Raw genomic sequence first — 14,382 nt, 5'->3', positions numbered from 1 at the left:
CCTGTCCGCATCGTGATCACTGCCGACCGCGCAGCTCCCGGTAGGTGGCGACCAGGGCCTTGGTCGAGGCGTCCAGTCCCGGCACCTCGGCGCCCTCGGTGAGCGCGGGCTCCACGCGCTTGGCGAGGACCTTGCCCAGCTCGACGCCCCACTGGTCGAAGGAGTCGATGTTCCAGATCGCGCCCTGGATGAACACCTTGTGCTCGTACAGCGCGACGAGCTGGCCGAGCACGGACGGGGTGAGCTCGCGCGCGAGGATCGTGGTGGTGGGGTGGTCGCCCTTGAACGTCTTGTGCGGGACGAGCTCCTCAGGCACCCCTTCGCCGCGCACCTCGTCCGGCGTCTTGCCGAAGGCGAGGGCCTGGGTCTGGGCGAAGAAGTTGGCCATCAGCAGGTCGTGCTGGGCCTTGAGTTCGTCGCTCAGCTCGGCGACGGGCTCGGCGAAGCCGATGAAGTCGGCCGGGATCAGCTTCGTCCCCTGGTGAATCAACTGGTAGTAGGCGTGCTGCCCGTTGGTGCCCGGGGTGCCCCACACCACCGGACCGGTCTGCCACTCCACCTCGCGGCCGTCCCGGCCGACGTACTTGCCGTTGGACTCCATGTCGAGCTGCTGGAGGTAGGCGGTGAACTTCGACAGGTAGTGCGAGTACGGCAGCACCGCGTGCGACTGGGCGTCGTGGAAGTTCCCGTACCAGACGCCGAGCAGACCCAGCAGCAGCGGCACGTTGGATTCGGCGGGGGCGGTGCGGAAGTGCTCGTCGACGATGCGGAATCCGTCGAGCATCTCCCGGAAGCGGTCCGGGCCGATGGCGATCATCAGGGACAGGCCGATGGCGGAGTCGTAGGAGTAGCGTCCGCCGACCCAGTCCCAGAACTCGAACATGTTCGCCGTGTCGATGCCGAACTCGGCGACCTTCTCCGCGTTCGTCGACAGCGCGACGAAGTGCCTGGCGACCGCCTTCTCGTCGCCTCCGAGGCCCTTGAGCAGCCAGGACCGCGCAGAGGTGGCGTTGGTGACCGTCTCGATGGTGGTGAAGGTCTTGGACGCGATGACGAACAACGTCTCGGCCGGGTCCAGGTCCCGGACGGCCTCGTGCAGGTCGGCGCCGTCGACGTTGGACACGAAGCGGACGGTGAGGTCACGGTCGGTCCAGGCGCGCAGCACCTCGTACGCCATGGCGGGACCCAGGTCGGAGCCGCCGATGCCGACGTTGACGACGTTGCGGATGCGCCTGCCGGTGTGGCCGGTCCACTCGCCGGAGCGGACGCGGCCGGCGAAGTCGGCCATCTTGTCGAGCACGGCGTGCACGGCCGGGACGACGTTCTCCCCGTCGACCTCGATCACCGCGTCCGGGGCGGCCCGCAGCGCGGTGTGCAGCACGGCCCGGTTCTCGGTGGTGTTGATCTTCTCGCCGCGGAACATGGCGTCGCGCAGCCCGAACACGTCGGTGGCGGCGGCCAGCTCCCGCAGCAGTCGCAGGGTCTCGTCGGTGACCAGGTGCTTGGAGTAGTCGACGTACAGGTCACCGACCCGGAGGGTGTACCCGGTGCCGCGGCCGGGGTCGGCGGCGAACAGCTCGCGCAGCCGCACCTCGCCGAGCTCCTCGCGGTGCTTGGCCAGTGCGGTCCACTCGGGCGTCTGGTTGAGCCTGGTACGGCCGTCTGCGTTCATCTCGGACTTCAGCCTTCTTCCTTGGATGTCCCCGCTGTGCCGGCTGTTCCCAACCTAATTGATCAGCGGTGAAGAGGACCGAGGGTGTCCGGAGTGCGGGCCGGTCTAGATCTCGCCCCGCAGCTTGGCGAGCGCCTCGGCGAGGATCGCCTCACCGTCCGCGTCGCTGCGCCGCTCCCGCACATAGGCGAGGTGGGTCTTGTACGGCTCGGTGCGCGGCGGGTCCGGGGGGTTGTCGCGGTCCTGTCCGGCCGGAAAGCCGCAGCGGGGGCAGTCCCAGGTATCGGGCACCTGCGCGTCGCTTGCGAAGCTCGGCTGTGTCTCGTGCCCGTTGGAGCACCAGAAGGAGACGCGCAGCCGCGGCGCGGACTCACCGCGCTCGGCCTCGCCCATCGGCCCCGCCCCGACCCGGCTTCCCCGGATCGCGTTGCCACTTGCCACGGTCGTAACTCCCTGCGTCATGGTGCCGCGAAGCGAGTCGGCGTTCCGCTTCGCTGCGAGCGCCTCAGTCTACGTAAGGCCCAACGCGCGTCCAGTGATAGGAGTTACCTGTCCCCGCATCCAGACGCAAGCCCCATGATAGGCCGCGCTCTGCTGCGCGTACCGAACATGGGGCGTTACGTGGGGAATGCGTGGGTCGTTCGGGCGGGTTGTGCCCTCGGGTCAGTTGTTGACCTTCATCATGATGCCGAGCACGACGATGCACGCGAACCAGAGCAGACCGACCACGACGGTGATCCGGTCGAGGTTGCGCTCGGCGACCGAGGAGCCGCCGACGGAGGACTGCATGCCACCACCGAACATGTCGGAGAGGCCGCCGCCCTTCCCCTTGTGCATCAGCACCAGCAGCATCAGCAGCAGGCTGAAGACGATCAGGGCGATGGAGAACCCCATAACCACGGCTGGACCAACTTCCTCGGATTCGGATGGACGACGCGGGGCCCAGCACACTGCTGGACCCCGCAAGGGTACGACGAATCGTCGTTACCGCATACTCACTGGTCGCGGAATCGGATGATCTTGACGAACTCGTCGGCGTCCAGCGAAGCGCCGCCGACCAGGGCACCGTCGATGTCGGCCTGCGCCATGATCTCGGCGACGTTGCCGGACTTGACCGAGCCGCCGTACTGGATGCGGACCCGGTCGGCCAGCTCCTGGGTGTAGAGCTCGGCCAGCTTGCCGCGGATGGCGGCGCAGACCTCCTGGGCGTCCTCGGCACCGCAGACCTTGCCGGTGCCGATGGCCCACACCGGCTCGTAGGCGATCACGATCGACTCGGCCTGCTCGGCCGGGAGGTCCTTCAGACCGCCCTCGACCTGGGCGAGGGTGTGGGAGACGTGTTTGCCCGCCTCGCGGACCTCCAGCTCCTCGCCGACGCAGAGGATGGGGGTGATGCCGTGCCTGTAGGCGGCCTTCACCTTGGCGTTGACGATCTCGTCGGTCTCCGCGTGGTACTGGCGGCGCTCGGAGTGGCCGATGGCCACGTAGGTGCACTTCAGCTTGGCCAGCATGGGACCGGAGATCTCACCGGTGTAGGCCCCGCCGTCGTGTGCCGAGATGTCCTGGGCGCCGTACTTGATCTTCAGCTTGTCGCCGTCGACGAGGGTCTGCACGGAGCGCAGGTCGGTGAAGGGCGGCAGGACCGCGACCTCGACGGCCTCGTAGTCCTTGTCGGCCAGGGCGAAGGCGAGCTTCTGGACGTGGGCGATGGCCTCGAGGTGGTTGAGGTTCATCTTCCAGTTGCCCGCCATCAGCGGCGTACGGGTGGTCATTGAGGGTCAGTCCTCCAGTGCGGCGAGGCCGGGGAGCGTCTTGCCCTCGAGGTATTCGAGGGAGGCGCCGCCTCCGGTCGAGATGTGGCCGAATGCCTGCTCGTCGAAGCCCAGGGTACGGACCGCCGCGGCGGAGTCTCCGCCGCCCACCACGGTGAAGCCCGGGGAGTCGATGAGGGCCTGGGCGACCGCCTTGGTGCCCTCGGCGTAGTCGGGGTGCTCGAAGACGCCCATGGGGCCGTTCCAGAAGACGGTGGCGGCGTCGGCGAGCTTCGAGGCGTACAGCTTGCGGGTCTCGGGACCGATGTCCAGACCCATGTGGCCGGCCGGGATGGCGTCCGCGGCGACGGTGGCGGGGTGGGAGGGCGCCTTGGCCTTCATGTCGGGGAACTCCGCCCCGACCAGCGTGTCGACCGGCAGCACCAGCTCGACGCCGTTCTTCTCCGCGCGCTCCAGGTACTCCCGTACGGCGGGAATCTGGTCCTCCTGCAGCAGGGAGGAGCCGATCTCGTGGCCCTGGGCCTTGAGGAAGGTGTAGGCCATGCCGCCGCCGATGAGGATGCGGTCGGCCTTGCCGAGCAGCTGGTCGATGACGGCGAGCTTGTCGGAGACCTTGGCGCCGCCGAGAGCGACGACGTAGGGCCGCTTGACGTCGTCGGTGAGCTTCTTCAGCACGCCGACCTCGGTGGCGATGAGGTGGCCGGCGTAGTGCGGCAGCCGGGCCGGGAGGTCGAAGACCGAGGCATGCTTGCGGTGGACCGCACCGAAGCCGTCGCCGACGTAGACGTCGGCGAGGGCGGCCAGCCGGTCGGCGAAGGCGCCGCGCTCGGCGTCGTCCTTGGACGTCTCGCCGGCGTTGAAGCGCAGGTTCTCGATGACCGCGACCTGTCCGTCTGCGAGGCCGGCGACGGTGGAAGTGGCGGAGTCGCCGACCGTGTCGGTGGCGAAGGCGACGTCGGCACCGAGGAGTTCGCCGAGGCGCGCGGCGGCCGGGGCGAGCGAGAAGGCGGGGTCCGGGGCGCCCTTGGGGCGGCCGAGGTGCGAGGCCACGACCACGCGGGCGCCCGACTCGGCGAGGGCCTTGACGGTGGGCACCACGGCACGGATGCGGCCGTCGTCGGTGATGGTGGTGCCGTCCAGCGGCACGTTGAGGTCGGCGCGGACGAAGACCCGCTTGCCCGCGACACCTTCGGAGAGGAGTTCGTCGATCGTCTTCATAGGGGCTCCCTGGCTAGAGCTCGTGTTCGCTCGTGATCGCTCGTGATCGAAAGAGGGCAACCGTTCCGATACGTGCGTCAGGGCTCGGACAGCGCGTTGCCGCGCCGGCCGAGCCCTGCACTCATATCAGGCCGCCTGCTCCACGCTCAGAGCTGGTTGCCCACGAAGACCGTCAGGTCGACGAGGCGGTTGCTGTAGCCCCACTCGTTGTCGTACCAGCCGATGACCTTCACGTTCTTACCGTCCTGGACCATGGTCAGGGAGGAGTCGAAGGTGCAGGACGCCGGGGCGTTGACGATGTCGGAGGAGACGATCGCGTCCTCGGTGTACTCGAGGTAGCCCTTCAGCTCGCCCTCGGCGGCCTTCTGGAAGGCGGCGTTGACCTCTTCCTTGGTGACCTCACGGGAGAGCTCGACCACCAGGTCCGTGACGGAGCCGGTCGGGACCGGGACGCGCATGGCCATGCCGTCCAGCTTGCCCTTGAGCTGCGGCAGCACCAGGGCGGTGGCCTTCGCGGCACCGGTGGTGGTCGGGATGATGTTCTCGGCGGCGGCGCGGGCGCGGCGCAGGTCCTTGTGCGGGAAGTCCAGGATGCGCTGGTCGTTCGTGTACGCGTGGACCGTCGTCATCAGGCCCTTGACGATGCCGAAGTTCTCGTCGAGGACCTTCGCCATCGGCGCCACGCAGTTGGTGGTGCAGGAGGCGTTGGAGATGACGTGGTGGTTCGCCGCGTCGTACTGGTCGTGGTTCACGCCCATGACGAGGGTGATGTCCTCGTTCTTCGCCGGGGCGGAGATGATGACCTTCTTGGCGCCGCCGGTGATGTGCTTCTCGGCGTCTTCCTTCTTGGTGAAGATGCCGGTCGACTCGATGACGATGTCGACGCCCAGCTCGCCCCACGGAATGTCGGCGGGGTTGCGCTCGGAGAGGACCTTGACCGTCTTGTCTCCGACGGTGATGGTGTCCTCGGTGTGCGAGACCTCCTGCTTGAGGCGGCCCAGGATGGTGTCGTACTTCAGCAGGTGTGCAGTGGTCGCCGTGTCACCCAGGTCGTTGACGGCCACGATCTCGATGTCGGCGCCCTGCTCCAGCAATGCGCGGAAGTAGTTGCGACCGATGCGGCCAAACCCGTTGATGCCTACGCGGATCGTCACGAACCGATCTCCTCGTTGGTACGCCGGCTGTGACGCCGGCGAGCTGTATTTGGGATGTCCCCGACCACTGTCGACCCTACCTCTCCGGGGCCCCGGTCGTGACATCGAGTTGCCCCATACCCGGCAGGGCGGTCCGTACCCGCCAGTAGGGTACGGACCGCCCTCGCCGACACGCCCTTCTCACCCCATTTCGCTACGGATCGTGGGTCTCCGTTGACCTGTCGCGTCAGCTCTCGAGGGCGGCGAGCGCCTTCCTCAGCAGGGCGGACCGGTCGGCCGCGGAGGTCAGGTGCTCCAGGCCGAAGCCCAGCAGCACGGTGTCGTCGGTGGTGACCGCTCCGTACGTCCGGAACAGCGCTCCGGTGCGGGCCCAGTCCTTCAGGACGGCCGGGCTGCCCGCGGGAGGCCCGGAGACCCTCCAGACGCCGAGGGAGGTCTCGAAGCCCTCGGTCCCGGTGGCCGTGCCGCCGACGACGAGAGAGGCCTCGTCGGCGAGGACGCCGTGACCGCCGCTGCCCGGGTCGGTGACGTAGGCCAGGGAGATTTCGACCGTCTTGCCGGCGTAGGCGCTCAGGTCGAAGTCGACCTGCTGCCAGCCGCTGGACGACCCGGTGAGGCTGTTCCAGGAACCGGTGGTGCCGGTCGCGGTGCAGCCGCCGTCGGCGAGGGTCAGGTAGTGCCCCAGCCAGGGGTGCTCGCCCATGTAGAAACCGGCCGCGCACTCGGTCGGCACGGTGGTGCGGGTCGCCCCGCCGGCCTCCGGCAGGGTCGTCCAGTCGTCGGCGCCGGCGGTGTGCGCCTCGACGATGACGTTGTCGTAGCCCGGCTCGGTGTCCCACAGCAGCTGGGTGCGCAGGGTGGGCCGCTCGGCGGCGGTGACACCGGTGAGGTCGACGGTGCGGGTGAGGCGCTTGTAGCCGTCGTCTGTGTGCACGGCCGCCGCCATGGAGGAGCCGGCGTAGGGCCCGTACGGGTTGACCGTCCCGGGGAACTGCCCGGCGCCCGCGCTCGCGAACTGCGGATGGTCCTCGGCGGGCAGTTCGTCGGAGGTGACACCGTAGGTGCCTGCCCGGTCCAGCGGGTTGCCGGGCGCGTCGCCGAGCGGGCCGGTGAAGCCGCCCAGCCCGCCGGAACCGGTGAACGCGGTGACCCCGGGGGTGGAGGTGCGGCTGTAGGCGCCCAGGTAGTACTGACTGAAGTCGTCGGAGGGCGTGCCACCGCCGAGGTCGACGCTGCCGCCCGCCTGCTCGCCGGCCTCGATCAGCCGGCCGCCCTCGTTGAGGAAGGCCCGCAGCTGGAGCTGGGTGGCGACGCCCGGGGTCGCGGCGCCGGTGTGGTGCACGACCGTGTGGAAGTGGCTCAGCACCCCGAGCGCGTCCGGGGCGCCCCGCTCGGCCACGTCCCAGACCGCCGCGCGGCGGCCGTTGGCCCTGAGCGCGTCGACGTACTTCTGGGTCTGGGTGGCCTTCGCGCCCTCCTCGGAGACGACGAGGACGTCCGCGCGGGGCCGTTCGGCCACGGTGTAGGTGAAGTGCTCGCTGGAGACGCTCCTGCCCCTGCGGGCCTCTCCGGTGAACCACACCTCGACCTTGTCGCCCGGTTTGCCGTGCCTCACCTTGGCCCGGTACTCGTCGAAGTAGAGGTTGTCCTCGCCGCCGTACCGCTCGCCGCCCCGCCAGCGCCTGAGGTCGACGTCGTGCGTACGGCCGCCGTTGACGCGGTACTTGAGTTCCTTGTCGCGCACGGCTTTGCGGGCGACCACGGAGACCTCCTGGCCGGCTCCGCGCGCGTAGGACGTGGCGAACCCGGCCGGGGTGAAGTCGGCGGCCTTCAGGCCGACCGAGGAGGACGGCCGGTCGGGGTGGGCGGCGGACTCGGCGACGGAGAGCGCGAACGGGATGTTCTTGGCGAACTCCTGCTGGATCAGCTTCTCGTCGTCGGGGAAGTTGAAGCCCGACCGGCAGTCGCGGGCGTTCCACTCGTCGTCGGGGTCGGAGTCGGACACGGTCTGGCAGGTCGACATCTCGGGGGTGAACATCGCCATGCCGTTGACGTTGGCCGCGTGGCCGTCCGCCTCACCGTTGGTGGTGTAGAGCTCGGAGGACAGCTGCGGGTGGTAGCCGGGGATCGCCGAGTTGCCGGGCGTGCCGGCGAGGGCCTCGTAGAGGACGTCGTCGGGGGTCGGCGTGGCCACCTGCCAGCCGACTCCGTAGAGGAGGAGTTCGGCGGCAGAGTGGTAGTTGATGCCGTAGGTGAAGCCGATGCGCTTCTGGAAGGCGTCGATAGCCTTGGTCTCCGGTTCGGAGCCCGGGCTCGCGCCGCGGTAGGTCTGGCTGGTGGGGTTGGGCGACGAGCCCTCGTCGTCGTAGCCCCACTTGTAGGGGAAGTTGCGGTTGAGGTCGACGCCGTCGCCGGTGCCGATGGCGCCGTCGCCGTTGACGTCCCGCAGGTTCTTGCGCCACAGGCGGTTGTCGTCGTCGGCGAAGGTGTAGTCGTAGCCGTCGGGGTTGGCGGAGAGGACGAACCACAGTTCCGTGGTGTCGACGATCTTCCTGATCCGCTTGTCCGTCCTGTACTTGTCCAGGTAGTGGTGCATCAGCCGCCGGGTCATCTCCGGGGTGATCCACTCACGTGCGTGCTGGTTGGACATGTAGAGGACGGCCGGTTTCGAGCCGTCCCCGGTCTTCCTGGCCTTCTTGGTGAGCTTCAGGGCGAGGATGTCCTGGCCCTCGACCGTCTTGCCGATGGAAACGACCTTGGTGAGGTCCGGGTGCTCCCGTGCGGTGCGGAGGATCTCCTCCTGGATGCCGCCCTTTCCGCTGTACGGGCGGAACACGCCCTCGGCGGCGTCCTCGACGCGGTTCACGGCGCGGTCGGAGAGTGTGTGCTCGGTGAGGCCGACGCCCTGTTTCTCCAGTTTCTCGGCCTGTCCGTCGGTCAGGTAGACCTCGACGGTGGCGGTGCCCTCGTCGGGCACGCGCTCGCCGAGTTCATGGCCGTCCTGCCCGGCCGCCAGGAGCAGGGACACCTGTTCCTTGGTGACGTCGGCGCGGAAGACCTTGACTTCCTCGGGGTCGGAGGCCGCGGGGTTTCCGGGCTGTGCCTGGGCGCTGGGTGCGAGGCTCGCTCCGCCGATCAGGAGCGTGCCGACAGCGAGGATCGATCTCGCTCTGTGTCTCATGAGCCCCCCAGAGAGTGGTCCGCCACAGCAGCGAACAGATGCCAGGCTCATGACACAACATGATCGAGTCAAGGGTGCCGTCACGACACACGAAAACCGGCGCCGGCCACCCAAGTGGATGACGGTGCCGGTCTTCTGACGTGGTGTCAGCCGACGAGGTTGTCGGCCAGCTCCTCGCTGAGGTTGGCCTCGGTGCCCGGGATGCCGAGGTCGGAGGCGCGCTTGTCGGCCATGGCCAGCAGCCGGCGGATCCGGCCGGCCACGGCGTCCTTGGTGAGCGGCGGGTCGGCGAGCGCGCCCAGCTCCTCCAGGGAGGCCTGCTTGTGCTCCATGCGCAGCCGGCCGGCCGCGGCGAGGTGCTCGGGAACGTCGTCGCCGAGGATCTCCAGCGCGCGCTGGACCCGGGCACCGGCCGCCACCGCCGCGCGGGCGGAGCGGCGCAGGTTGGCGTCGTCGAAGTTGGCCAGCCGGTTCGCCGTGGCCCGCACCTCGCGGCGCATCCGGCGCTCCTCCCAGGCCAGCACCGACTCGTGCGCGCCGAGCCGGGTGAGCAGCGCACCGATCGCGTCGCCGTCGCGGACCACCACGCGGTCCACCCCCCGCACCTCACGGGCCTTGGCGCCGATGTGCAGTCTGCGGGCCGCGCCGACCAGGGCGAGCGCCGCCTCGGGGCCGGGGCAGGTCACCTCCAGGGACGAGGAGCGGCCGGGCTCGGTGAGCGAGCCGTGGGCCAGGAAGGCACCGCGCCAGGCCGCCTCGGCGTCGCAGGTGGCTCCCGAGACCACCTGCGGGGGCAGGCCGCGGATCGGGCGGCCCCGGCCGTCGACCAGACCGGTCTGCCGGGCCAGCTGATCGCCGCCCGCGACCACCCGGACGACGTAGCGCGAGCCGCGGCGCAGTCCGCCGGGCGCCATCACGATCAGTTCGGAGCTGTGGCCGAAGATCTCCAGGATGTCCCGCTTGAGGCGGCGGGCCGCCATCGCGGTGTCCAGCTCCGCCTCGATCACGATGCGCCCGCTGACCAGGTGGAGGCCGCCGGCGAACCGCAGAATGGCGGAGACCTCCGCCTTCCTGCAGCAGGTACGGGTGACGGGGAGCCGGCTGATCTCGTCCTTCACCGCTGCCGTCATCGCCATGGGCCGATCCTTCCATGCATCCGAAAAATACGGTCGTACGCGGCGGCCAACAGCTCCGGATCGTGCCGGGGGCTTCCGTCGGGCCGGGCCACCGGGGCCAGCTCGACCGCGGCGCCGAACCGCTCGGCGGCCTCGGTCAGCGAATCGCGGTCGGGCACGGCGGCCTCGTCGGCCAGCACCACGTCCAGGGCGAGTTTAGGGGCGTGTCGTCCCAAAACCTCCAAATGACGCTGCGGGGAGAAGCCCTCGGTTTCTCCCGGCTGCGGCGCGAGGTTCAGCGAGAGTACCCGGCGCGCCTTGGTCTCGATGAGAGCGTCCAGCAGTTCGGGCACGAGCAGGTGCGGGATGACCGAGGAGAACCAGGAGCCGGGCCCGAGCACCACCCAGTCGGCGTCGAGGACCGCGGCGACCGCCTCGGGGACGGCGGGCGGATCGTTCGGCACGAGGTGCACGGACTGCACCTCGCCGGGGGTGAGCGCGACGGTGGCCTGTCCGCGGACGGTGTCGACGTCGTCGGGGCGCCCCGGGTCGTGGCCGAGGACCCGGGCCTGGAGCTCGAGCGGCACGGCGGACATGGGCAGCACCCGGCCGTGCGCCCCGAGCAGCCGTCCCACCAGGTCCAGCGCCTGCACGTGGTCGCCGAGCTGTTCCCACAGGGCGACGATCAGCAGATTGCCGACCGCGTGCTCGTGCAGATCGCCCTGGGACTGGAAGCGGTGCTGGATGACGCGGGCCCAGGTCTGCCCCCAGTCGTCGTCGCCGCACAGCGCGGCCAGCGCTTTGCGCAGGTCACCGGGCGGCAGCACGCCCAGTTCGTCGCGCAGGCGTCCGCTGGAGCCGCCGTCGTCGGCGACCGTGACCACGGCGGTGAGGTCACCGGTGATCCGGCGCAGGGCGGCGAGCGAGGCGGACAGGCCCATGCCGCCGCCGAGGGCGACGACCTTGGGCTGGGTGCCCCGGCGGCGCGGTCTGGCGCCACGGGTCTCGACCGGCCGGCCGGCGCGGCCCTCGGGGACCGCTCTGCGCAGCCGGCTCAGCCGCGGAGTACGTCGCGTCATTCCCGTCCCATGTCCCGGTGGACGACCACCGTCTCCACGCCCTCGGCGGCGAGCCGGGCGGCGAGCTTCTCCGACATGGCGACCGAGCGGTGCTTGCCGCCCGTGCAGCCGACCGCGATGGTCACGTAGCGCTTGCCCTCACGGCGGTAGCCGGCGGCGACCAGGCGCAGCATCTCGGCGTACCGGTCGAGGAACTCCTTGGCGCCGGGCTGGTTGAAGACGTACGACGCCACCTCCTCGTTGAGGCCGGTGTAGGGGCGCAGCTCCGGAACCCAGTGCGGGTTGGGCAGGAACCGCATGTCCACGACGAGGTCGGCGTCGACCGGGAGGCCGTACTTGAAGCCGAAGGACATGACGGTGGCCCGCAGCTCGGGTTCCTCCTCGCCGGCGAACTGGGCGTCCATCTTGGCGCGCAGCTCGTGCACGTTGAGGCTGGAGGTGTCGATCACCAGGTCGGCGTCGCCGCGCAGCTCGCGCAGCAGCTCCCGCTCGGCGGCGATGCCGTCGACGATCCGGCCGTCACCCTGCAGGGGGTGCGGGCGGCGCACGGACTCGAAGCGGCGCACCAGGGCCTCGTCGGAGGACTCCAGGAAGACGGTCCGCCGGGTGACGCCCCGCGCGTCGAGGTCGGCGAGGGACTCGCGCAGATTGTCGAAGAAGCGCCGGCCGCGCACGTCGACGACGACGGCGATGCGCGCCACGTTGCCCTGGGAACGCGCGCCGAGCTCCACCATGGTGGTGATCAGCGCGGGGGGCAGGTTGTCGACGACGAACCAGCCCAGGTCCTCCAGACACTTCGCGGCCGTCGAGCGGCCGGCCCCGGACATGCCGGAGATGATCACCAGCTCGGGGATGCCCGCCTCGGGGACCCCGGTCTGTTCCTTGCCCGTCTTCACCTGTGCTCCGTTGTCCTGGCGGGCGGGCCCGGGGGTCGCGGTCCCGCCGGTGTGCTGCCGCGCCCCGTCCTGCTCCGTCGCGCGTCCTGTCTCGTGCTCCGTCATTGCTCCTGCCCCCGTCGTTCGTCCGGGGCGCCCGTGGACACGGGCTCCCCGGGAGAACCCGTCGCCTGCCCGGGTTCTTCCGTGTCATCCATGATCTCGCCCGTGGCCGTGTTCACGGCGGGGGCGGCGGGTGCCGCCCGCGCGAGGGCCCCGGCGATCGTCTCGGCCGTCTTGCGGCCTATGCCCGGAACCTCGCAGATCTGGTCGATTGTCGCCGATCGCAGCTTCTTCAACGAACCGAAGTGCTTCAGCAGTGCCTGCTTACGGGTGTCGCCGAGGCCGGGCACGTCGTCCAGGGGACTGGAGCGGAAGCGCTTGGCCCGCTTGGTGCGCTGATAGGTGATCGCGAAGCGGTGCGCCTCGTCACGGACCCGCTGGAGCAGGTACAGGCCCTCGCTGGTGCGCGGGAGCACCACGGGGTCGTCGTCGCCCGGCAGCCAGACCTCCTCCAGCCGCTTGGCGAGACCGCACACGGCGATGTCGTCGATCCCGAGCTCGTCGAGTGCCCGCTGGGCCGCCGCGACCTGCGGCGCACCACCGTCGACCACCACGAGCTGCGGCGGGTAGGCGAAACGCCTGGGCCGGCCGTCGTCCTCGGTGAGTGTGCTCGCGGGCGGCTCGGCGAGACCTCCGGCGGCCTCCCCGGTGCCCGGGTCCCCGGCGCCGGGCCCATCGCCGTCGGTCCACTCCCCCGTCCGCTCCTTCTCCGCGAGGTAGCGCCGGAACCGGCGGGTGATCACCTCGTGCATGGAGCGGACGTCGTCCTGCCCGGCGAAGCCCTTTATCTGGAAGCGCCGGTACTCGCTCTTGCGGGCCAGTCCGTCCTCGAAGACGACCATGGAGGCCACCACGTCGTCGCCCTGGAGATGCGAGATGTCGTAGCACTCGATCCTCAGCGGGGCGCTGTCCAGGTCCAGGGCGTCGGTGATCTCCTCCAGCGCGCGGGAGCGCGTGGTGAGGTCGGAGGCGCGCTTGGTCTTGTGCAGCACGAGCGCCTGCTGGGCGTTGCGCTGCACGGTCTCCATCAGGGCCTTCTTGTCGCCGCGCTGCGGGATGCGCAGGGAGACGCCCGAGCCGCGCCGCTCGGTCAGCCACTGCTGAACCGGGTCCACGGGGTCCGGCAGGGCGGGGACCAGGACCTCCCGGGGGACCGCGTCGCCGGTCTCCTCGCCGTAGAGCTGCTGGAGGGCGTGCTCGACCAGGGCGCCGGTGGTGATCTCCTCGACCTTGTCGGTGACCCAGCCGCGCTGGCCGCGCACGCGTCCGCCGCGGACGTGGAAGATCTGGACGGCCGCCTCCAGCTCGTCCTCGGCGACCGCGATCAGATCGGCGTCGGTCGCGTCGGCGAGCACGACGGCGTTCTTCTCCATGGCCTTCTTCAGGGCCCCTATGTCGTCGCGGAGCCGCGCGGCCCGCTCGTACTCCATCTCCTCGGCGGCCTCCGCCATCTGCCGCTCCAGCCGGCGGAGGTACGTGCCCGTGCGGCCGGCCATGAAGTCGCAGAACTCCTCGGCCAGTTCCCGGTGGTCCTCGGCGGAGATGCGGTCCACGCAGGGCGCCGAGCACTTGCCGATGTAGCCGAGCAGACAGGGGCGGCCGGTGCGGGAGGCGTTCTTGAAGACGCCGGCCGAGCAGGTACGCACCGGGAACACGCGCAGCATCAGGTCCACGGTGTCGCGGATCGCCCACGCGTGCGCGTACGGACCGAAGTAGCGGACGCCCTTCTTCTTGTGACCGCGCATCACCTGGACGCGCGGGAAGTCCTCGTTCATCGTCACCGCGAGGTAGGGGTAGCTCTTGTCGTCGCGGTACTTCACGTTGAACCGGGGGTCGTACTCCTTGATCCAGGAGTACTCCAGCTGGAGCGCCTCGACCTCCGTGGACACCACCGTCCACTCCACGGACGCGGCCGTGGTGACCATCGAGCGGGTGCGCGGGTGCAGTCCGGCCAGGTCCTGGAAGTAGTTCGCCAGGCGCTGGCGCAGGCTTTTCGCCTTTCCGACGTAGATCACCCGGCGGTGCTCGTCGCGGAACCGGTAGACCCCCGGCGAGTCGGGGATCTCACCCGGTTTGGGGCGGTAGCTGGAGGGGTCGGCCATGTCTCACACCCTACTGGCGGGGACCGACACCGCGGCGAGGCTGTGGACAGCCGGGGCCCGGCGGGCTCCGGATGGGTTACGGCGGTCGGGA

Annotated in this window: 11 protein-coding genes; all 11 read right to left on the bottom strand. The window is 70.1% G+C overall.

Annotated elements, in window-relative coordinates; genetic code table 11:
* Positions 1-16: 16 nt before the first annotated feature.
* A complete protein-coding gene (gene pgi / locus ACZ44S_RS16485) occupies positions 17-1,672 on the bottom strand; it encodes a glucose-6-phosphate isomerase (protein ID WP_466929359.1) in 1,656 nt (551 codons plus the stop codon).
* A gap of 105 nt (positions 1,673-1,777) precedes the next feature.
* Complete coding sequence (locus tag ACZ44S_RS16480; protein WP_078066843.1) at positions 1,778-2,113, bottom strand: RNA polymerase-binding protein RbpA; 336 nt, start codon at positions 2,111-2,113, stop codon at positions 1,778-1,780.
* 222 nt (positions 2,114-2,335) lie between these two features.
* Complete coding sequence (gene secG, locus ACZ44S_RS16475) at positions 2,336-2,566, bottom strand: preprotein translocase subunit SecG (RefSeq protein WP_016826779.1); 231 nt, start codon at positions 2,564-2,566, stop codon at positions 2,336-2,338.
* A gap of 101 nt (positions 2,567-2,667) precedes the next feature.
* Positions 2,668-3,444 carry a triose-phosphate isomerase gene (gene tpiA / locus ACZ44S_RS16470; RefSeq protein WP_466929356.1) on the bottom strand — a complete coding sequence of 259 codons (777 nt, stop codon included), beginning with the start codon at positions 3,442-3,444 and terminating at the stop codon, positions 2,668-2,670.
* A gap of 6 nt (positions 3,445-3,450) precedes the next feature.
* Positions 3,451-4,662 carry a phosphoglycerate kinase gene (locus ACZ44S_RS16465; RefSeq protein ID WP_466929354.1) on the bottom strand — a complete coding sequence of 404 codons (1,212 nt, stop codon included), beginning with the start codon at positions 4,660-4,662 and terminating at the stop codon, positions 3,451-3,453.
* A gap of 146 nt (positions 4,663-4,808) precedes the next feature.
* Complete coding sequence (gap, locus tag ACZ44S_RS16460) at positions 4,809-5,816, bottom strand: type I glyceraldehyde-3-phosphate dehydrogenase (RefSeq protein ID WP_466929352.1); 1,008 nt, start codon at positions 5,814-5,816, stop codon at positions 4,809-4,811.
* A gap of 226 nt (positions 5,817-6,042) precedes the next feature.
* Positions 6,043-8,997, bottom strand: a complete 2,955-nt coding sequence (locus tag ACZ44S_RS16455; protein ID WP_466929349.1) for a M14 family metallopeptidase — start codon at positions 8,995-8,997, stop codon at positions 6,043-6,045.
* Between the two features lie 146 nt (positions 8,998-9,143).
* A complete protein-coding gene (gene whiA, locus ACZ44S_RS16450) occupies positions 9,144-10,133 on the bottom strand; it encodes a DNA-binding protein WhiA (RefSeq protein WP_190161913.1) in 990 nt (329 codons plus the stop codon).
* Complete coding sequence (locus ACZ44S_RS16445) at positions 10,124-11,191, bottom strand: gluconeogenesis factor YvcK family protein (protein WP_466929346.1); 1,068 nt, start codon at positions 11,189-11,191, stop codon at positions 10,124-10,126. The genes whiA and ACZ44S_RS16445 overlap by 10 nt, the downstream gene beginning before the upstream one ends.
* On the bottom strand, positions 11,188-12,192 hold the full coding sequence (gene rapZ / locus ACZ44S_RS16440) for an RNase adapter RapZ (protein ID WP_466929343.1): 1,005 nt from the start codon (positions 12,190-12,192) through the stop codon (positions 11,188-11,190). The genes ACZ44S_RS16445 and rapZ overlap by 4 nt, the downstream gene beginning before the upstream one ends.
* Positions 12,189-14,291, bottom strand: a complete 2,103-nt coding sequence (gene uvrC, locus ACZ44S_RS16435; protein WP_466929341.1) for an excinuclease ABC subunit UvrC — start codon at positions 14,289-14,291, stop codon at positions 12,189-12,191. The genes rapZ and uvrC overlap by 4 nt, the downstream gene beginning before the upstream one ends.
* Positions 14,292-14,382: the final 91 nt, after the last annotated feature.

The organism is Streptomyces malachitofuscus, from assembly GCF_055571035.1.
Note: the sequence above shows the minus strand (reverse complement) of the source record. Positions and strands in the feature narration are given on the sequence as shown.